Below are 18,143 nucleotides of genomic sequence, written 5' to 3' on the forward strand. Positions count from 1 at the left end.
GTCGGAGTCGGCGTAGGTGTCGGAGTCGGCGTAGGTGTCGGAGTCGGCGTAGGTGTCGGAGTCGGCGTAGGTGGTGGAGTCAGCGTAGGCACTATCGTCCAACCGCTTCTGCCGCGAAAGCAGCCGGTCAGCCCCAGACAGGCCGCCCCTAGACTCAAAGCCAAAAGGTTTGTAACTGCTTTTTTCTGCATCGCTTTTTCACTCCTCATCACCAGACTTGACTTTAGTTTTCTTTAGTTTTTGTCGACCCGCCTTACTAAAGTATAGCCTGGTCAAATTGCTGCTTAGGATGCTTCTGCGCCCACGCAATCTACCACTGTTGGGAATAAACCTTGCCTCAGATGGCAAGCTCCAACTGGGGAATAGAGCCTTCAGACTTGCTCTTGTGTACCTTGCTCATAAACACAAAATCTGGCGCTCCAAGCCAACTTTCAGAACCTCGCCTATGCCGCTCGAGCCAGCAATGTTCACACAACGTTGGAAAGGGAGGAGAATTGAAAAGCATTCGGCCTTTGTGGAGATTGGCTTGTGCATCCAATTGGGATGGGATCCCTGGCCAGCTTGATCGCCGGGTTGGCAACCGGGTTAGGGGCCTTGCCCGCTCTGTTTCTCCCCTCGCTCTCGGAAAGGGCGCAAGGGATCCTGCTGGGGTTTGGGGGTGGGGTGATGTTGGCGGCCACCTCTTTTTCCCTGCTGGTGCCGGGCACCGAGGCAGCCATAGCGCTGGGGTATTCCCCATTTGGGGCGGCTGTGGTGATGGTGGCAGGCCTGTTGTTGGGGGCGATCTTCCTGGAGAGTGCCCACCGCTTTTTTCCCCACGAGCACTTTATTCAAAGGGGTGGAAGGGGAGAACCGCGCCCATTTGAAACGGATTTGGCTGTTCATCATTGCCATCGCCCTGCACAATTTCCCGGAAGGACTGGCGGTGGGAGTGGGTTTCGCTACCGGCCAAGTCGGCGATGGGTTGGCGTTGGCGTTGGGGATCGGCTTGCAGAACATGCCAGAAGGGCTGGTGGTGGCTTTGTCACTGGTGGGCCAGGGGTACTCGCGGCTGTTCGCTTTTGGCATCGCCCTGCTGACCGGACTGGTGGAGCCCATCGGCGGGATCCTGGGAGCAACGGTGGTCTCTCTGGCGCAGCCCCTACTACCCTGGGGCATGGCTTTTGCGGCGGGGGCGATGTTGTTTGTCATTTCCGATGAGATCATCCCTGAGTCGCACCGGCAGGGGTTGGAGCGGGAGGGCACCTTTGGGGTCATCAGTGGGTTTGTGGTGATGATGTTGCTGGATATCACCTTGGGCTAGCAAGGGATCCCGTCGCGAAGTGGAACGGAGTTTTATTTTTTTTTATGTTGAGTAACGAACCCTTTTTGTGGCGAGGAGCAGGGGAACACGCCTGTCTGCTGCTACATGGATTGGGGGGCGGTGTTTACGAGTTGCAATGGCTGGCAGAGCGGCTGTTGGCGGCTGGCCTGACGGTGCAGGGATTTAACTATCCCGGCCATGACAGTGCTCCGCATCGCTTACACGACCGCCGGTCTGCCCACATGCCCCCTTCCCGCTGGACGGAGTGGTACGGGCGGGCTTTGGAGCATTACCTGGCTTTGCGGCAGGAGTACCCGCGCGTTTCCTTGGTGGGCTTTTCCACCGGCTGTCTGCTGGCTTTGCACCTGGCTTTTGCCCATCCTGTTTACAAATTGGTGCTGCTGGCGCCGTTTTTCGCCATTCGCCACCGCTGGTACTATCTTTTTCGCCCTGAGCAGTACCTGAACAGCCTGGGTTGGCTATTGAAGGAGGTGCCCCGCCTCAGCTTGCCGATTCGGGATGGGGACGCTCGAGCCTTGGCAGAAAGAACGGCCTATTTCCGCAGCTTTAATCTGTCGGCGGTGCGCAGCGCCCTCGAGCTCATCGAGCGGGTCAAGGGGGAAGTGGCCGGCATCCGGGTTCCCACCCTGATCCTGCAATCTCGCCAAGATACAGTAGTGGATCCTGAACAGGCAATGTGGCTCTATCAAGAGCTGGGATCCGAGGAGAAGATCTTGTCTTGGCTGGAGCACTCCGACCACATCCTCACTTTGGACTGCGAGCGGGAAACGGTGTTTGCCCAGGTTTGCGCCTTCCTCAACCAGGATCCTTCTGCGCCCGGATCAGCGTAACCCCTTGCCAAGCACCGCGGGCATCGTAGTCCCGGCTCAAACGCAAGAGACAATGGCAGTCTTCCGACTGCGGAAACCAGCTCAGGCTCACCGAAAAGCTGCGATCCCGGTGGGCGGTAGGGATGGGCAAGGGATCCGGCCCGCCAATCCACAGCCCCCCAGGCAAGGGATCCCAGTTGCTCAACCACTCTGCCCCCGAGCAGTCCACCTCGGTTTCGGCAAACCGGCCCTCGGCAACCGCAAAGCTCTGGGCGATCCCCTGCCATCTCCCCTGGAGGCAGGCTCTCAGCTGCTCTCTGCTCAGGGGTGCACAGTCTGCAACGGGATCCAAAGCTTGGCCGCGCCGCTCCAGGATCGCGGTTACCTCTACCAGACGACCTTGGGCATCCCACTGTTGCACCAGCCGCGCCTTGCGATCCCCCCAGAGAAAGCCCTGCTCGACGGCAAAATCACTAAACGGCGCCAGCTGCAGCCGCCCATTGGAAAAAGATCCATCGGGGAAAAAGCGCAATCCCGGCGAGAAATCCTGGTAGACCCAGCTCTGGGAGCTTTCGGGAGTGGGGGATCCCTGTAGGGGGTAGTAGGTGTTGGTTTGGCGGATCGCGCTCCCTGCCGCCGGACTTCCTGAAGAAGAGGATGGAGCCAAGGCCTCAAAGGTGATGAGGCTGCGCTTTTGGCCCCCCAGCTCCCAGCCGCCGGCGGTGGGTCGATAGTTGGAGAAGAGGCCGTGCCACACTCCCAGGTGGAGAGCCAGACATTGTTTTTGGGTTTTCATGAAGCAATGTGAAGCTAAGATTGTGAGGACGTAACGCTGGAGAGCAAGACCTATGGGGAAGAAGCTCCGAGGTGGCATTTTACTGATTTTGGGGTTTATGCTGTCTCCCCTTTCCTGGTGGAATGACTTGTTTTTCAACCTGCCGATTGCCTATGGGTTTGGCTACCTTTGTAGCCTGTGGCAGCCACAGTGGTTTTTGGGCGGAACCCTCGTGGGGTACTGGCTCTCCAACTTGATGGGCATTCTCATGATGCAATTTGGCGCTACGGACGTCGTCGAGAGAAGCGAAAAACCTCGCAATGTGAAACGTGATCTCATGACTGGGCTGGCTTCTTCTACCGCCTATACTTCGGCAATTGTTGGGCTGCTTCAGTTTCACCTCGTCGATATCAGCGCCATCTTCCCCATTTCTTAACCCTATGCCGCTGGCAATTTTCTGGGCAACTTTAGTCGAAGGGATCCTCGCTTTTGTTGCCACCCATATCGACGACTTTTTCTTGCTGGTTCTGTTGTTTGCCCAGGCGCAGCTGCAACCCCTGTGGAAGGGCTGGCACATTTGGCTGGGAGGCTACTTGGGCTTGGCAGGGTTGATCCTGCTCAGCTCTCTGGGATACCTGGGGGGCCTGCTGTTGCCGCCACCTGCGATTGGGCTGCTGGGGTTGATCCCGATTGCGGTAGGCGGTTGGAAATTGTGGCAACCTGAGCTGGAAGAAGCCCTGGAAGAAGAGCTGGAAGAACTGCAAGAGCGCCCAACCCAAAAGGCTTGGTCAGTTTTTTTGCCCCCACCAGCCCTGATGTCCATGCTCCTCACCTTTGCCAATGGTGGAGATAATGTCAGCCTGTACGTTCCTTTGTTTGCCGGCAGCACCCCTCTCCAGTTGGCCCTCTTTGCCACAATCTTTTTTCTGATGAAGGGATTGTGGTTTGCAATGGCTCAAAAACTGACGATGCAGCCTGCAGTGGCGAAGGTTTTAACGGAACGGACAGAACACTGGGTGCCCTGGATTCTGGTGGGTTTGGGGGTGTGGATCCTGTTCAAAAATGAGACTTGGAGATGGCTTCTGTCTTAGATCCCAAGATCTCAGCTGAGCTCCCGATCGCAAGAGCAGGATGGAGTTCTCTCGAGGCTTAGTCGTTGTGTCGGTCTAGAGAGGGATCCCAGTCCAGATCTTCGTGGCGGTGCTCCCGTTCCCAGCGATGCACCCAGTCCCAAATGCGATAGTGCTGCTCGGCGGTGAGTTGCTTGGGATCTTGGGCCAAAGCGGCAGCCTCTTCTGGGGTGAGCAAAGCAGCCAGGCTGCCGATCTCCACCAAATAGCGGCGTTCTTCCGCAGTGGTGTGGGACTGATTGAGCCGTCGAATTAAACGACGTAAAGTGGCTACATCTTGACTCATAAGCCGATAGGCGAACATCTACAAAAGGCGGTAAGAACAGTTTAAGAGCAGAATCATCAAAATCACCAAAAGAAAACAGTCCAAATTGTCTGCCCAATGCTCCTCTAATCCTCAAAGGATCCCAGAATGCGCACTTCCGGCTCCAAAAGCACCGACCATTGCTGATAGACCTTTTCCTGGGCCAAGCGAATCAAGCGGTAAATGTCCTTGGCACTCGCCTGATGGCAATTGAGGATGAAGTTGGCATGGCGCTCTGAAATTTGGGCCCCACCGATGCGGTACCCCTTCAAGCCGACCTGCTCGATTAGCCAGCCGGCAGGGTGAGACTCTGGGTTGCGAAAGACGCTGCCACAACTGGGCAAATGATAGGGCTGAGAGCTTAGGCGTTGGTTGAGGTAGCGCTGGGTTTCCCACTGCACCTGGGACGGATCCCTGCTTGGGATCAACTGCAGCGTCGCTCCTGTCACCGTCCAGGGGGAGTCCTGTAGGCGAGAGCGGCGATAGCCAAATTGCAGATCGGCAGGTTCTAGGCGGCAGGGCTCTTGTTCCTCGTCCAAGATCTGCACTTCCACCAGCACATCCGCCATGGCGCGTCCGTGGGCACCCGCATTCATCACCACGGCTCCCCCCAGGGTGCCCGGGATCCCGATGGCCCACTCCAAACCGCTCCAGCCTTGCTTGGCGGCTGCCCGCGCCAGATTGACCAAAGGCTCTCCGGCAGCGGCCCAAATTCTCCCCCCTTCCAGCAGTTGGATCCCGCGCAGACGGCGGGTACCGATCACCAGCCCCTTCAACCCCGCATCGCTGATGAGCAGATTGCTACCTGCCCCCAGCAGCGTCGTGGGGATCCCTTCTGCTCGCGCCCAAGCCAAACACTGCTGCAGCTCCAGGTGGCTACGGGGCTCACAATACCACTCGGCCTTGCCGCCCACACGAAAGGTGGTCAGAGGAGCCAACGGGATCCCCGATTGAATTCGTCCAGATAGCAGAGCCGCCGGCCCGCGGGGGAGAAGCCTGTCTTCAGCGGTAAGACTTGCCGCCTCAGACTCACAGGAACCGTCCCGCTGAGGCACCACCGGAGCCGTCGTCATGATTCAATACCTCAGAAGCAGCTATCTTTTCAGCTGAAGTTTGGATTTTTGGCTTGCCCAGGCTGTTCCCTCACCTGAGCCGCATATGCCCGCATCGTAGCGATTATCTGCTGATTTAGGTCCCCTGCGCCCAAAAAAACGGCGAGATCTCCAGGCTGCAGGACGGACGGCAACACCTCCGGCAATTGCGGCAAAGACGACACATAGCGCACATGGGGATGGTGCTCCGCCACCGCCACGGCCAAACGCAAGCTGTCGGAACGCTCAGGCGCCGGCTCTCCCGCTCCATACGTAGGCACGATCACCACCACGTCCGCCTCCCCAAAGCAGCGGGCAAAATCCTGGAACAAGGCAGCCAAACGGCTGTGGCGATGAGGCTGAAACACGGCCACCACCCGCCGCTGTTGCAGACGGGCTGCCTGCAGGGTGGCTCGAATCTCGCTGGGATGATGGGCATAGTCGTCGATAAAGGTGACTTCTTCCACCTCGCCTTTGACTTCAAATCGCCGCTGCACCCCTCGAAACTCGGCCAGAGCCGAGGCAATCACCGCAAACTCCAAGCCCAACTGCCGCCCCACGGCGACCGCCGCCAGGGCATTGCTGAGGTTGTGGGATCCCAACACCTGTAGGCGAAGCTGTCCGAGGAGGGATCCCCTTTCCCAAATCTCGGCGCAGGTGAAACTGGCAGTGTAGAGGATCTGACGGGCTTGGTACTGGGCTTGGGGATGACCGGTCAGGCTGTAGCCCACATCCACCCTCAGGTGGGCCGCCACGTTGGGACAGTCCAGGCAGGCCACCAGCGTTTGGCTCTGCTGCCCATACTGTTGAAAAGCCCGGATCACCTGCCCCAAATCGGCATAATGATCGGGGTGATCCAGCTCAATGTTGGTGATCACCCCAATCTTGGGATAGAGCCGCACCAAGGATCCATCCGACTCATCCACCTCGGCCACCCAATACTCCCCCTTGCCCAGACGGGCATTGCCATCCCAGGCATCCACTTCCCCGCCGATAATCAAGGTGGGATCCCAGCCCGCCGAGAGCAACACATAGCCGATCATGCTGCTGGTGGTGGTTTTGCCGTGAGTGCCGGCCACCCCAATGCCAGAGCGACGGTTAAACAGAGCCGCCAACAAGTCTGCCCGGTGCCAAACCGTCAATCCCTTGCCCAGGGCAGCAGCCAATTCTGGATTGGTGGGGCGAATGGCGCTGGAATAGACCACTTGGGGATCCCCGACCAACCCCTCCAAGCTGTGGCCCTGAAAGAAGCGCACCCCCAAAGCTTCCAGGCGGCGGGTACGGCCATTGGCGACAATGTCGGATCCGGAAACGCGAAACCCTTGTTTAGCCAGGATATAGGCCAGGGCCGACATCCCCACTCCACCAATGCCCACAAAGTGATAGGTGGAAAGCAAGGGATCTAGGGGATCCAAATGCAGGGGCAGAGGCTGAGACGGAACCGGCAACGGCGGGATGGGATCCCCTCCTCCAACTGTTTCCACCATCGCAACTCCACCCCACTCCTAAAACCGCCACACTCCAAAAAAAGGACTGCGTTCTGCTGACTACAAACAGGTTCGAACAGGCCACATCATATCAGGAATCCCCAGAGCTAGGTAGGCTGCGCCCCACCGGTTGCCGTGATCTGCCGGCACCTTGGGGAACCCACAGGGGGTGAAAATACGGTGAGCACAAGCAACACAGAATACAGCTGGACATTTTCATCCCAAAAACTTTACACTTATTTAAGAATATTTAAGAAAAAGAGGCGGCGTTTGTCGTCTGCAAAGCCACAGCGGGTAAAAGGCCATGAACCCACGAGCGCTTTGGTCGCTGGCAGGAGTCGGGCTGCTTGGTTGTGCGGGTCTGGCATGGCTGGGATTGAGCCAACAGGGAGCCACACAGTCGGTATCGGGAAGTGCAGAGGCAACGGTGGAAATGCGGCTGCCTCCGCAAGTTGGTGCTTTGGGTCGCCTGGAGCCGGAGGGGGAAGTGCTGCGCATTGCCGGTTCCCCCGGAGAACGGCTGGGAGAGCTGCTGGTGGCCGAGGGGGATCGCGTGGTGGCAGGCCAAGTGCTGGCCCGCTTGGAAAGCTACGCCGAGCGGTTGGCGGAGCGAGAGTACGCTGCCGCCCAACTTCAAGAGGCCCGCGCCCGGTTGCAGGCCGAGACCCGTTTCAGTCAGGCCCAAATCCAAGAGGCACGCACCCGCCTCAGCCGTCTGGACGAGCCGCAACAGATGCAAATCCGCTCCCAGGAAGCGGTGGTGGAACGTATCCGGGCAGAACTGGCCGATGCCGAGGCCAATCTGGCCCGCTTTCAGGAGCTCTGGCAGGAAGGAGCAATCTCGCAACAAGAGCTGGATCAACGCCGGCTGCTGGTGCGGCAACGACAGGAGGACTTGCGGGCTGCCGAAGCCACCCTGAGCCAACTGCGCCTGGCCCGTGAGCGGGATCTGCTCAATGCCCAAGCCCAAGTCCAAGCTGCCGAGGCGGGACTGAGTCTGGCCCAAGCCCAAGTCCAACTGGGATCCCTGGCCCGCAATCTGGAACTGGCAGAAGCTCGCCTAGAGCGCACCCTCATCCGCGCTCCCCGTGCTGGACAGGTGCTCAAGATCCACACCCGCCCTGGAGAGGTCATCCCCGCCGGCGAGGGCATTCTCGAGCTGGGCAACACTGACCAAATGATGGTGGTGGCCGAGGTCTACGAAACAGACATCTTGCGGGTTCGGCCAGGCCAGCAGGCCACCATTAGCAACCGCGCTCTGCCAGAAACCCTGCAGGGCCGAGTGGAGCGGGTAGGCCTGCAGATTGGCAAGAAAGATGTGCTCAACACCGACCCAGCTGCCGATGTGGATGCCCGTGTGGTAGAGGTGTATATCCGCCTGGATCCGGAGAGCAGCGCCCGCGTGGCTGGCCTGACCAACCTGCAGGTGAATGTGGCCATCGATGTCGAGGGGTAGGCTCAGCCCATGTACAGCCTGTTCAGTGTGGCTTTTATCGCCCATCGGATCCCGTTGGCCTGGCTGCAGTTGACGCGGGAGAAGATCCGCCTGCTGGTGGCCCTGGCGGGCATTGCCTTTGCTTGCATCTTGATGTTCATGCAGTTGGGCTTCCAAGACAGCCTGCTGGAAAGTGCCATCCGCTTCCACGTGGCCCTGAAGGGAGAGATCTTCCTGGTCAGCCCTCAGTCCAACGCCCTGATTGCCATGAACACCTTCTCCCAGCGGCGACTCTATCAGGCTTTGGGCTTTGAGGGGGTGCGGGCCATCTCGCCTGTCTATGTGGGCTTTGCCCTCTGGAAAAACCCAGAGACCCGCCGTACCCGCAGCATTTTTGTGGTAGGAGTGGATCCCTCGGCTGATCTGTTGGACTTGCCGGAACTGACGCCGGACAAGCTGGAAGAGATCAAAAAGGCGGACGTGGTGCTTTTTGACCGCCGCTCCCGCAGCGAGTTTGGCCCCATCCCAGAGTGGTTTGAGTCCGGGCGAGAGGTGGTTACTGAGGTGGGAAACCGCCGCGTCCAGGTGGGGGGCCTGTTTGAGATGGGGGCCACCTTTGGAGCCGACGGCACCATTCTCACCAGCGATCTCAATTTCCTGCGCATTTTTCCGCAGCGGGGGCGCGGCCTAGTGGATATCGGCGTGGTGCAACTCCAGCCGGGTGTGGATCCGGATCCCTTGGTGCGGCAGATGCGGGCTTTGCTGCCGGAAGATGTGCGGGTGCTCTCACGGGCGGAGTTTATCGATATGGAGCAAACCTACTGGGAAGAGGGCACAGCCATCGGCTTTATTTTCGGCCTGGGGGTGGGCATGGGCTTTATTGTCGGCATTGTGATTGTCTATCAAATTCTCTACACCGATGTGTCGGATCACCTGGCGGAATATGCCACTCTCAAAGCCATGGGCTATACCGATACCTACCTGCTGGGGGTGGTATTTCAGGAGGCGCTCCTGCTGGCCGGCTTGGGGTACATTCCTGCCTTTGCCCTGTCGGTTTTGCTCTACGATTTGACGGCCAATGCCACGTTGCTGCCTATTGCCATGACCTTCAACCGGGCAGTGCTGGTGCTGGGGCTGGCGGTGAGCATGTGTTTCATCTCAGGAGCGATTGCCGTGCGACGGCTGCGGGCAGCCGATCCTGCCGACATTTTCTAGAGTTTTGGCTGTGGGCAGGGCGCCGGGGCGTTGGTAAGTCAATAGTCTGCCAAAGGGGATCGGATGGATGGTGAAGGGTTTGAGCTAGGCTGTCTAAAAACTTCTGGGATCCTCATCAACGCTCTCCGGCCAAAGGTTTCTAAATGGTCTTATCTCAACGCTCCAAATGACGGCCTAAGTGGTCAATGAGTTGTCAACGCAAAGTTTTGAGATTTTGAGTTTCCTATGCTGACTCCTCTTCTCGATCAAGCTGCCCTTGCTTCTGCCCAGAATGCCGTTGAGCCAGTGGTGAAAGCCGAAGGTGTAAACCACTATTTCGGCGAGGGATCCCTGCGCAAGCAGATTCTCTTCGACATTAGCTTTGCCCTGCAGCCAGGGGAGATCGTGCTGCTGACTGGCCCTTCCGGCTCCGGCAAAACCACCCTGCTGACGCTGCTGGGGGCCTTGCGCTCGGTGCAGGAGGGCAGCTTGCGGGTGTTGGGACAGGAGCTGCGGGGAGCTCAGCCCAGTACTCTCATTCAAATCCGCCGCCAGGTCGGGTACATTTTCCAGGCCCATAACCTGCTGCGATCCCTGACGGCAGCCCAAAACGTGCGCATGGCCCTGGAGCTGCACAACGGCCTCTCTCCTCAGGAAGCCCAGCAGCGAGCGGAAGCAATGCTGGCGGCGGTGGGCCTGGGGGATCGCGTCCACTACTACCCGGAACAGCTTTCCGGCGGACAAAAGCAGCGGGTGGCCATTGCCCGCGCCTTGGTTAGCCATCCCAAGCTGGTGCTGGCGGACGAGCCCACGGCAGCCCTAGATAGTAAGTCGGGCCGCGAGGTGGTGACCCTGATGGAGAAGTTGGCGCGGGAGCAGGGCTGCACCATCCTCATGGTGACCCACGACAACCGCATCCTGGACATCGCGGATCGGGTGCTGCACATGGAGGATGGCCGGCTGGAGAGCCAAGGGGTTGCCTAGCTTTGCCCAGAGCAGGCGTGGCGGCGGTACCAGTCGATGGTGCGCTGCAGCCCTTCCCGCAAGCCGACTTTGGCCACAAAACCCATCCTCTCTCGGGCCTTGGAGACATCCAGACAGCGGCGGGGTTGGCCATTGGGCTTGTCCGTTTGCCAGCGGATCTCTCCCCGGAACTCCATCAGCTCGCAGATGAGGGCAATCAGATCCCGGATGGAGATCTCTTCACCGGTGCCCAGGTTCAAGGGATCCGCCCCGTTGTAGAGCTGGGTGGCCATGACAATGCCGCGGGCCGCATCTTCAGCGTAGAAAAACTCGCGGGTGGGGCTGCCATCCCCCCACACTTCGACGTAGTTTTGGCCCCGTTGCTGCGCTTCGTGCACTTTGCGGATCAAGGCTGGGATGACGTGGGAGCTTTCGGGGTCGAAGTTGTCCATGGGGCCGTAGAGGTTCACCGGCAGGAGGTAGATGCCGTTGAAGCCGTACTGCTGCCGGTAGGCCTGCAGCTGCACCAGCAGGGCTTTCTTGGCGATGCCGTAGGGGGCGTTGGTCTCCTCTGGGTAGCCGTTCCAGAGATCCTCTTCCTTGAAGGGAACGGGGGTGAACTTGGGATAGGCGCAGATGGTGCCCACGCAGACAAACTTCTCCACCCCGGCCAGGTAGGCGGCGTGGATGAGCTGGGATCCCATGATGAGGTTGTCGTAGAAGAGTTCTGCCGGCTTGGCTTGGTTGAGGCCGATGCCACCCACGTGGGCGGCCAAATGGATGACGATATCTTGCCCTTGCACCACCTCTTGGCAGACTTCCCAACGGCGCAGATCCTGGGTGCGGGAGCGCGGGATGCGCACCTGCTCCGGCTTTACCCCCAGCACCTGCAACTGTTGCAGCACATGTTTGCCCAAAAAGCCGCTGCCCCCTGTGAGCAAAATGCGCTTCTGGCTGAGATCGACGGAGCTGGGCAAGCTGTTGGGCATAGATCCGACGCAGAGAACTTCCGGCTTTCATTATGCTGCAGACGGGATAGCCGTATTCCAGACTTGTTGGCGATGGTCATCGAGAATAGGCAAGGCATCAACTCAAAACCTGGGCAAACCGCGCCGGCGACAGAGCAGGGATCCATTCATCCGCTTGTCCATAGGCTTGTTGGGCGAAGCGACGGGCCAAAGCGGGCACGATGGGCAGGGGGTTGCTGAAGCCGGAAAACAGTTGTAAGCCTTCCCAGCCGGGCAGGGATCCCACCAGAGGCTGGTGATCAGCGCTGAAGGCCACCAAGCAGCGATACCACCGTCCGGGCAGGTGGGCCAACTTGGGCAGGTAGCGACCGGCTTGTGCCCGGATCTGGGCTTCGCTGGCGGCTGCATCCACCTCGGCATGGGGATCCGTCAATACCCGGCTGATCTGGCCCATGCGAATGCTGCCATCTACAAATTGCAGGATCCCGGCATCCAGAATCGGCGGGCAAAGCTCGTGCCCTGGCTCGTCCCAAAGGGGATCCCGATCGGGATGGGCGGCTTGTCGTTCCAGTTCCAAGCGTTGCACGGGCACGCTCATCACCAACGCTTTCAATTGCAAATCCGAGGGCTCCAGCTCCAGGGATTCGGCATGGGTGTAGTAGATGGGCACCCGGATTCCCGCTTGGCGCAACAGAGCCCGTGTCCAGCCGCCGGCGCACACCACCACCTGGCCTGCTCCGTAGCAGTCGGCTCCGGACTCTACGCCCGTGATGCGCGCTCCCTGCCGCCGCAGGGCCGTTGCTGTTGCGATCAAGAGGGATCCCCCCAATCGTTGAAAGGCTTTTTGAAAGGCCAGCGCCGTCAACAAGGGGTTGATGTGGCCATGCCGAGCCCAGAGGACTACTTCCAGAGCGGCCGGATCCAGCAGCGGCTCCAGCTCGCAGGCTGCCGCCACCGAAATCCGCCGGGGTGGGATGCGACAGTCGGCCAGATCCGCCTCAACGGCCTCTGCATCGTAGCCGGGGGCAATGGGCATGAGCAGATCCAGCTCGCGAAATTGAATATCTGCCCCCAGCTCTTCTGACAGGGTGCGGTAGCGTTGGATCCCTTCTTCCCCCAGAGCTTTGAGCAGCGGCGTTTTGCCCGCCCAATGGGCCAAGCCCCCGTAGCTGTAGCGGGTTGCTCCGTTCAGCACTCCATCTTTCTCCATCAGCAGAACGGATCCCCCCTGGCGGGCCAGTTCATAGCTTAGGGCTGCCCCGGTAATCCCACCGCCGATCAGAATCCAGTCGTAGTTGGCCATCACTTCCCTCTTTGCCCTGAACCTCATCTTGCGGCAAAGAGGCTCAGTTTGGGGTAGCGAGCGCAGCAGAACTCTGATCCGCACTGGTGGCGGTACTGGCTGAAGCGGAACTCACAAAGGGCTTCCTTGAGTCCAGATTGAGAGTCCCCTTGGGTCCAGAGTCAACATAAAAGGCAGGTTAGTGGCATCGGCCATCTGCAAATGAACCTGTGGCGGCATCTGGCCCAGACTTTATCGCTGCACACTTCCCCAACAGGCAAAAGGGGCCAACCTGGACAGAGAACATAGCCAACAGAAACGGGCGGAGATCTCCGGGATCCCTGCCCATCCTGGTTTGAGGCGGGTTATTCTCTGCCCTCAGGCGCTTTCAAGACTCTCCCGCCAGGCGGGCGTAAAACAGGCCTTGAATGCGAACAGTGTGGGGTTCCATCGCCCCTTGCTCGGTGCTGGAAGGCTGAATGCTAACAAAGGATCCCGCCATTTCGCCAGTGCTGGCATCCACGCGAGCAATCCGCAGGGACATTTTCCCCTGGGAAACCTCGTCCACCTTGCGGTTGGTGGCAAAATCATCTTTGGCAGCCTGTAGACCTACCGCAGTGTCGTAGCCGGTGTTGGATCCCCGCCCGCGCGGGTCGAGGAAGGTGCTGCTGTGATAGCCGGGCACCAAGAACTCCCCTTCAAAATCGGTCGAAGGGTCAATGGCGGAGCCCTGGGCAGTGGCGACCAAGTCTTTCACGCTAAACAGAAACGGCACCAGCTCGCGGCGGGGCATTTGGCCAGTGGTCGGCTGAAAGGTGATCCCATCCACCACTTTGAGCTCCAGCGCACCGTCTTTGGGAGTCACCTCAGCTTTAATCGGCCCCAGAGTGGCCGCTGAGATCATGATGTTTTTGGCCTTGATGAACTCTTTCTCGCCGTTCCGCTTTTCCTCTTCCACCTCAATTTGCACCGGCTGGAAGCAGACATCCGTCAGCTTCAGGGATCCCCCCCTAGGCACTTCGATACGGCCCCGGGCGTTGTCCGAGACCGAAGGGCAAATGGCGGCCTTGCCGGTGTTGCGGATCTGGTCATAGGTCAGCGGCGCCTTGGCAGCCTTAGCCGGAACAGCAAAGACGCTCAAACAAAGCGCCAACAGGATGGCGAGCAGTGGACGGTACCGCATAATCAACCTCGAAAAACCTTTTTTGAATCTGAACGCTGCTGGGGGAAATAAGCCCGAATGCCCCCATTGTACGCAATCGTGATCCCCCTCAGAGGAAGTGCCTCAAAATTAGCCACCCACCAACAGGGATCCCAGCCAGCGTTCCCGAATCTGGGTGATCAACTCGCGGATAGGCTGTTGGTTGACACGGTAGCTGATGGGATGGGCAATCAGGCGAGCTGTACTCTCGAATAGGCAGTCTCGCTCAATCAGGCCGTTTTCCCTCAGGGTGCGCCCTGTGGCTACCAAGTCGACGATGGCATCGGCCATGCCGGTGAGGGGGGCCAACTCCACCGAACCATAGAGAGAGATAAGCTCCACCGGCAAATCCAGGCGGTCAAAATACTCCCGGGCGCAGCCGACAAACTTAGAAGCCACGCGGGCATGAGCAGGCAACTGAGCTGCCGAGTGGTAGGGGCTATCTTGGGGAAGGGCCACCGACATGCGACAGTGGCCAAATTGGAGATCCAACAGGTGGGCCACCCGCGCTTCGGTGCCGGCATAGCGCTCCCGCAAGACGTCGTAGCCGACAATGCCCAACTGCGCCTGCCCGTACTCCACGTACACCGGCACATCGTGAGTGCGCACCAGCAGCGCTTCGTAGCGTTGTCCGTTCAGCCGGGTGGGGGATTCAATCCGCAGCAGGCGATTGCCGGGATCCAAAAAACGACTAAAATCGATCCCCACCTGCTGCAGGCATTGAATGGCCTCAGGCAGCAAGGCCCCCTTGGCCAGGGCAATCGTGATGGGTGGGCTGTCGGGACGGCCATCCAGCATCTTCCTCTGCCGATCTGAGTTCTGAACTTGAGCTGGGAGCAATCGATATTAAGAATGTTGGGATCCCCGTCTGCCGGGTGGAACTCTCAGGAGAGACGGGGCAAAACGAGGGGCTCAGGGGAAACCCTTGGCGAAATGCCCAGAAGAGCAAGCCCCCTTGATTGTAGGGGATCGGAATCCCAGCAGCGATTCCCCGGCCTCTTGAAAGCCCCGCCGGTTCTCTGGAATGCCGATCCTGGGATGATAAAGTCAGAGCACGGTTAGCCCGGAGGAGTGATGACGGCATGAAAGCCATGATCCTGGCAGCAGGCAAAGGCACGCGGGTACGGCCCATCACCTACATGATGCCGAAGCCGATGATCCCCATTTTGCACAAGCCTGTCATGGAATTTTTGGTGGAGCTGCTGCGGGAACACGGCTTCGACCAGATCATGGTCAACACCAGCCACTTGGCCCACCAAATCGAAGACTACTTTCGAGATGGGCAGCAATGGGGGGTTCACATCGGCTTTTCCTTCGAAGGCCATTTTGAGAACGGCCAGCCGGTGGCCGAACCTCTGGGCTCCGCTGGCGGTATGCGCAAGATCCAGGATTTCTCCGGATTTTTCGACAGTACCTTTGTGGTGCTCTGTGGGGATGCCCTGATCGACCTGAACCTCACGCAGATCGTCAACTTCCACAAATCCAAGGGAGCGCTGGCCACTGTGGTCCTGCGGCAGGTGGATCCCAGCCAGGTCTCCAGCTATGGGGTGGTAGTCACCGACGAGACGGGTCGCATCACTGCTTTCCAAGAAAAGCCTAGGCGGGAAGAGGCCCTCGGCCACACCATCAACACCGGCATCTATGTTTTCGAGCCGGAAGTGTTCGACTACATTCCCCCTGGCTGCCCCTACGACATCGGCAGCGATCTCTTCCCGGCCTTGGTGAAAGCGGGTGCCCCCTTTTATGGGATCACGGCTGACTTTCAGTGGGTGGACATTGGCCGCACCCACGACTACTGGCTGGCGGTGCAAAAAGTGCTGCGCGGCGAGATCAAGGGAGTCAAGGTGCCTGGGATCCAGATTCAACCCGGCGTATGGACGGGGATCAACATCCGCGCCAACTGGGATCGCATCCACATCGAGCCACCGGTCTACATCGGGGCCAGCAGCTATTTGGCGGACGGGGTCAAACTCATCGGCCCCACGGCAATTGGCTACGGATGTGTGTTGAATGAAGGGTGTACGCTGGATGGCAGCTTGATTTTTAACTACACCCAGATTGCGGCAGGCGTGACCCTACGCCACCAGATGGTGATGGGTCGCTACTGCATTTCCTCGGATGGCAATGCCATCGACACCGAAGAGTCCAACCTCACGTGGCTGATCGGAGATGCCCGCAGCAATGCCAACGGCAAATCCCCATAGCGCCCTCTACCTCTACGGGATCGTCGCTGCCCCTGGCCCGCGTCATCTGAGTGTGGTGGGGCTGGACAAGCAGCCGGTGCAGGTTCATGGGCTGGGATCCCTGGCCTTCTTGTACTCCCAGGCTCGACAGGAGCGCTACCTGGCCAGCCGGGCCAACTTGCTCGCCCATGAGGCCGTGCTGGAAAAAGTGATGAACGAGGGACACCGGGCTCTGCTGCCTCTGCAATTTGGCCTGGTGGTGAGCGGCTGGGAGCAGGTGGAACGGGACTTGGTGCAGCCCCGCTTGGCGGATCTGCTGGCTCTGCTGGAGCGCCTGGAGGGCAAGCGGGAGGTGGGAGTCAAAGTCTTCTGGGATCCCGAGCAGGAGCTCAAGCTGGGGCTAGAGGAAAACCCTGCCCTCAAAGCTCGGCGAGACGAAATGGCCGGCGCTCCTCTGGGGCTGGACGCGGTAGTCGAGATCGGACGGGCTCTGGAGCAGCTCTTAGAGCAGCGACGTCAGCGCATTGCCCAGACCTTTACAGCAGCCCTCAGCCCCTTGGCCAGCGACCGCGTAGAAGGAGATCTGCTCACCGAAAACATGGCCTACAACGGCTCGTTTTTGATCAATTGGGAAGATGAGCCGGTTTTTGCCCAAAAAGTAGAGGAGCTAGACCAGACCTTCCAGGGGCGGCTGCGCATTCGCTACAACAACTTCACCGCTCCCTACAATTTCGTCAAACTTTGACACACTCAGCTGTATTGGGTCACTTCTCTACAAAAGACAAGAGGAGACCGCTCGGCTGAATGGTCGAAGGCAGGGATCCTTTTGGGGATCCGCTCAGGTATTGTGGGGATGGGCGCTGCAGTCTGTAAGCCGAGGGAGACAGTATGGGGTTGCTTATTTTTATCTTGTTTTTAGCTCTGGCTGCCGGGATCTTGGCTCTAGCCCTTTACCACGAAAAGAAACGTCGAGAAGCTCTGGAGCGGGTAGCTGCACAGCTAGGAATGCGCTTTTCTGCCCAGTTGCCTGAAGAGATTCGATCTCGCTTGTTGCAAGCAGGCTTTGGACTGTTTGAACGAAGCCATGGGCGGCGTTTCTATAATTCGATGTCCAAGCGGCTGATCGATGGCACTGAGATTACCGTTTTTGATTACCAATACACCCGCGGCAGTGGCAAGAGTTCCAGCACTTATCGCCAGTCCGTCTTCTACGCCTATCACGAGGATCTTCATCTGCCGCGTTTTCGGCTGCACCCCGAAAATGCCTTTTTCCACGGCATCGCCAAAGCTTTTGGCATGCAAGATATCAACTTCGAGAGCCACCCTAAGTTTTCTCGGAGCTATCTCTTGCGAGGACAGGATGAAGCTCAAGTTCGGCTACGTTTTCATCCCGGCGTCCTCAGTTTTTTGGAGCAACATCCCAACTATTGTGCCGAAGGAGCTGGCGCCCACCTCATTCTCTGGCAGAATGACCGACAGGTGAGTCCCGAAGGGATGGCAGAATGGATGCGCTTGGGGGAAGAGTTGACTCAACGGCTGCGGCGTATGTAGTAGCAGAGCCTACGGCCCGCTGCCGCAAGCAGCTAACCTCAGCCTAAACCTCAACCGCAGAGGGTGGCCTCTCTACTGGGTGCTGATCTACTGGGCGCTGAGAGCGGCCAACAAATCATCTGCCAACAACACCGCCGTATAGACCAAAGCCTGTCGTTGCTCAGGAGACAAATCGCCAACAGGAGTCTGGGGATTGCTCACGATACCCTGCAGTACTCTGCTGGCTATGTATTCCCGCTTGGAAACCCCTGGGCTGGAGATAGTGGGGTTATCCAGAGAGAACTTCTGATGGTGCTCGAAGGGGAAGGCGTATTCGGGGGCAACCGGCATCGCTCGACTCCAGATGGATCTCTACACTCTGCTTTGCCTATTTTCCCATCCTCTCTCGCTGGGGATTTTAAAAAAGCGGTGCCTCAAAAAAGACATAACGGGTTATCGTAATCAGA

At 58.9% G+C, this 18,143-nt stretch carries 20 protein-coding genes; 10 read left to right on the forward strand and 10 right to left on the reverse strand.

Going from position 1 to position 18,143, the window contains the following annotated elements:
* Positions 1-585: 585 nt before the first annotated feature.
* A complete protein-coding gene (locus NW805_RS10615; RefSeq protein WP_414422462.1) occupies positions 586-804 on the reverse strand; it encodes a hypothetical protein in 219 nt (72 codons plus the stop codon).
* Here NW805_RS10615 and NW805_RS10620 point away from each other — a divergent pair.
* Complete coding sequence (locus tag NW805_RS10620; protein ID WP_414422463.1) at positions 797-1,303, forward strand: ZIP family metal transporter; 507 nt, start codon at positions 797-799, stop codon at positions 1,301-1,303. The genes NW805_RS10615 and NW805_RS10620 overlap by 8 nt on opposite strands.
* Positions 1,304-1,347: 44 nt before the next feature.
* Positions 1,348-2,154 (forward strand): alpha/beta hydrolase, encoded by an 807-nt coding sequence (locus tag NW805_RS10625; RefSeq protein WP_414422464.1) that lies wholly within the window; start codon positions 1,348-1,350, stop codon positions 2,152-2,154.
* On the opposite strand, the gene NW805_RS10630 is transcribed toward NW805_RS10625, so the two are convergent.
* Positions 2,120-2,929: a DUF3598 family protein gene (locus NW805_RS10630; protein WP_414422465.1), complete on the reverse strand. Its 810-nt coding sequence runs from the start codon at positions 2,927-2,929 to the stop codon at positions 2,120-2,122. The genes NW805_RS10625 and NW805_RS10630 overlap by 35 nt on opposite strands.
* A gap of 52 nt (positions 2,930-2,981) precedes the next feature.
* Here NW805_RS10630 and NW805_RS10635 point away from each other — a divergent pair, with 52 nt between their 5' ends.
* On the forward strand, positions 2,982-3,344 hold the full coding sequence (locus NW805_RS10635; RefSeq protein ID WP_414422466.1) for a hypothetical protein: 363 nt from the start codon (positions 2,982-2,984) through the stop codon (positions 3,342-3,344).
* Between the two features lie 4 nt (positions 3,345-3,348).
* Entirely contained in the window at positions 3,349-3,999 is a 651-nt protein-coding gene (locus NW805_RS10640) for a cadmium resistance transporter (RefSeq protein WP_414422467.1), read from the forward strand.
* Between the two features lie 58 nt (positions 4,000-4,057).
* Here the strand turns inward: NW805_RS10640 and NW805_RS10645 are convergent, their stop codons facing one another.
* The 3 genes from NW805_RS10645 to murC form a co-directional block, all read right to left on the reverse strand.
* Positions 4,058-4,324, reverse strand: a complete 267-nt coding sequence (locus NW805_RS10645; RefSeq protein WP_041436475.1) for a hypothetical protein — start codon at positions 4,322-4,324, stop codon at positions 4,058-4,060.
* Positions 4,325-4,428: 104 nt separating this feature from the next.
* A complete protein-coding gene (gene murB, locus NW805_RS10650; protein WP_414351862.1) occupies positions 4,429-5,415 on the reverse strand; it encodes a UDP-N-acetylmuramate dehydrogenase in 987 nt (328 codons plus the stop codon).
* Positions 5,416-5,444: 29 nt separating this feature from the next.
* Positions 5,445-6,881, reverse strand: a complete 1,437-nt coding sequence (gene murC, locus NW805_RS10655; RefSeq protein WP_414422500.1) for a UDP-N-acetylmuramate--L-alanine ligase — start codon at positions 6,879-6,881, stop codon at positions 5,445-5,447.
* A 343-nt stretch (positions 6,882-7,224) separates the two neighbouring features.
* Here murC and NW805_RS10660 point away from each other — a divergent pair, with 343 nt between their 5' ends.
* From NW805_RS10660 to NW805_RS10670, 3 genes are all read left to right on the forward strand, one after another.
* Positions 7,225-8,376 (forward strand): ABC exporter membrane fusion protein, encoded by a 1,152-nt coding sequence (locus NW805_RS10660; RefSeq protein ID WP_414329074.1) that lies wholly within the window; start codon positions 7,225-7,227, stop codon positions 8,374-8,376.
* Positions 8,377-8,385: 9 nt separating this feature from the next.
* Positions 8,386-9,570: an ABC transporter permease DevC gene (gene devC / locus NW805_RS10665; RefSeq protein ID WP_011433169.1), complete on the forward strand. Its 1,185-nt coding sequence runs from the start codon at positions 8,386-8,388 to the stop codon at positions 9,568-9,570.
* Positions 9,571-9,795: 225 nt separating this feature from the next.
* A complete protein-coding gene (locus NW805_RS10670) occupies positions 9,796-10,533 on the forward strand; it encodes a DevA family ABC transporter ATP-binding protein (protein WP_414383324.1) in 738 nt (245 codons plus the stop codon).
* On the opposite strand, the gene NW805_RS10675 is transcribed toward NW805_RS10670, so the two are convergent.
* The 4 genes from NW805_RS10675 to hisG form a co-directional block, all read right to left on the reverse strand.
* Positions 10,530-11,501 (reverse strand): GDP-L-fucose synthase family protein, encoded by a 972-nt coding sequence (locus NW805_RS10675; protein ID WP_414416277.1) that lies wholly within the window; start codon positions 11,499-11,501, stop codon positions 10,530-10,532. The genes NW805_RS10670 and NW805_RS10675 overlap by 4 nt on opposite strands.
* Before the next feature lie 97 nt (positions 11,502-11,598).
* Positions 11,599-12,783, reverse strand: coding sequence for an NAD(P)/FAD-dependent oxidoreductase (locus NW805_RS10680; RefSeq protein WP_414422468.1), 1,185 nt, complete (start codon positions 12,781-12,783; stop codon positions 11,599-11,601).
* Positions 12,784-13,150: 367 nt separating this feature from the next.
* Positions 13,151-13,945, reverse strand: a complete 795-nt coding sequence (locus tag NW805_RS10685; RefSeq protein WP_414383318.1) for a photosystem II manganese-stabilizing polypeptide — start codon at positions 13,943-13,945, stop codon at positions 13,151-13,153.
* 108 nt (positions 13,946-14,053) lie between these two features.
* Entirely contained in the window at positions 14,054-14,761 is a 708-nt protein-coding gene (gene hisG / locus NW805_RS10690) for an ATP phosphoribosyltransferase (RefSeq protein WP_011433162.1), read from the reverse strand.
* A gap of 284 nt (positions 14,762-15,045) precedes the next feature.
* Here hisG and NW805_RS10695 point away from each other — a divergent pair, with 284 nt between their 5' ends.
* The 3 genes from NW805_RS10695 to NW805_RS10705 all read left to right on the forward strand — a co-directional run bounded on the left by NW805_RS10695 (position 15,046) and on the right by NW805_RS10705 (position 17,697).
* Positions 15,046-16,167, forward strand: coding sequence for a sugar phosphate nucleotidyltransferase (locus tag NW805_RS10695; protein WP_414329069.1), 1,122 nt, complete (start codon positions 15,046-15,048; stop codon positions 16,165-16,167).
* The gene (locus tag NW805_RS10700) at positions 16,145-16,891 is read left to right on the forward strand and encodes a GvpL/GvpF family gas vesicle protein (protein WP_011433160.1); all 747 of its coding nucleotides are present in this window, start codon (positions 16,145-16,147) and stop codon (positions 16,889-16,891) included. Before NW805_RS10695 ends, NW805_RS10700 begins: the two co-directional genes overlap by 23 nt.
* A gap of 143 nt (positions 16,892-17,034) precedes the next feature.
* Complete coding sequence (locus NW805_RS10705; RefSeq protein WP_414422469.1) at positions 17,035-17,697, forward strand: hypothetical protein; 663 nt, start codon at positions 17,035-17,037, stop codon at positions 17,695-17,697.
* Between the two features lie 87 nt (positions 17,698-17,784).
* On the opposite strand, the gene NW805_RS10710 is transcribed toward NW805_RS10705, so the two are convergent.
* Positions 17,785-18,027: a hypothetical protein gene (locus tag NW805_RS10710; protein WP_414422470.1), complete on the reverse strand. Its 243-nt coding sequence runs from the start codon at positions 18,025-18,027 to the stop codon at positions 17,785-17,787.
* Between the last annotated feature and the right edge of the window lie 116 nt (positions 18,028-18,143).

It is taken from the genome of Synechococcus sp. W60.1 (genome assembly GCF_047461575.1).
Taxonomy (GTDB): domain Bacteria; phylum Cyanobacteriota; class Cyanobacteriia; order Thermostichales; family Thermostichaceae; genus Thermostichus.

Excerpts from the sequence above, each read along its gene's own strand:
- NW805_RS10625 (WP_414422464.1), top strand. The coding sequence starts at position 1,348 with ATGTTGAGTAACGAACCCTTTTTGTGGCGAGGAGCAGGGGAACACGCC.
- NW805_RS10630 (WP_414422465.1), bottom strand. The coding sequence starts at position 2,929 with ATGAAAACCCAAAAACAATGTCTGGCTCTCCACCTGGGAGTGTGGCAC.
- NW805_RS10635 (WP_414422466.1), top strand. The coding sequence starts at position 2,982 with ATGGGGAAGAAGCTCCGAGGTGGCATTTTACTGATTTTGGGGTTTATG.
- NW805_RS10640 (WP_414422467.1), top strand. The coding sequence starts at position 3,349 with ATGCCGCTGGCAATTTTCTGGGCAACTTTAGTCGAAGGGATCCTCGCT.
- NW805_RS10645 (WP_041436475.1), bottom strand. The coding sequence starts at position 4,324 with ATGAGTCAAGATGTAGCCACTTTACGTCGTTTAATTCGACGGCTCAAT.
- murB (WP_414351862.1), bottom strand. The coding sequence starts at position 5,415 with ATGACGACGGCTCCGGTGGTGCCTCAGCGGGACGGTTCCTGTGAGTCT.
- NW805_RS10660 (WP_414329074.1), top strand. The coding sequence starts at position 7,225 with ATGAACCCACGAGCGCTTTGGTCGCTGGCAGGAGTCGGGCTGCTTGGT.
- devC (WP_011433169.1), top strand. The coding sequence starts at position 8,386 with ATGTACAGCCTGTTCAGTGTGGCTTTTATCGCCCATCGGATCCCGTTG.
- NW805_RS10670 (WP_414383324.1), top strand. The coding sequence starts at position 9,796 with ATGCTGACTCCTCTTCTCGATCAAGCTGCCCTTGCTTCTGCCCAGAAT.
- NW805_RS10675 (WP_414416277.1), bottom strand. The coding sequence starts at position 11,501 with ATGCCCAACAGCTTGCCCAGCTCCGTCGATCTCAGCCAGAAGCGCATT.
- NW805_RS10680 (WP_414422468.1), bottom strand. The coding sequence starts at position 12,783 with ATGGCCAACTACGACTGGATTCTGATCGGCGGTGGGATTACCGGGGCA.
- NW805_RS10685 (WP_414383318.1), bottom strand. The coding sequence starts at position 13,945 with ATGCGGTACCGTCCACTGCTCGCCATCCTGTTGGCGCTTTGTTTGAGC.
- hisG (WP_011433162.1), bottom strand. The coding sequence starts at position 14,761 with ATGCTGGATGGCCGTCCCGACAGCCCACCCATCACGATTGCCCTGGCC.
- NW805_RS10695 (WP_414329069.1), top strand. The coding sequence starts at position 15,046 with ATGAAAGCCATGATCCTGGCAGCAGGCAAAGGCACGCGGGTACGGCCC.
- NW805_RS10700 (WP_011433160.1), top strand. The coding sequence starts at position 16,145 with ATGCCAACGGCAAATCCCCATAGCGCCCTCTACCTCTACGGGATCGTC.
- NW805_RS10705 (WP_414422469.1), top strand. The coding sequence starts at position 17,035 with ATGGGGTTGCTTATTTTTATCTTGTTTTTAGCTCTGGCTGCCGGGATC.
- NW805_RS10710 (WP_414422470.1), bottom strand. The coding sequence starts at position 18,027 with ATGCCGGTTGCCCCCGAATACGCCTTCCCCTTCGAGCACCATCAGAAG.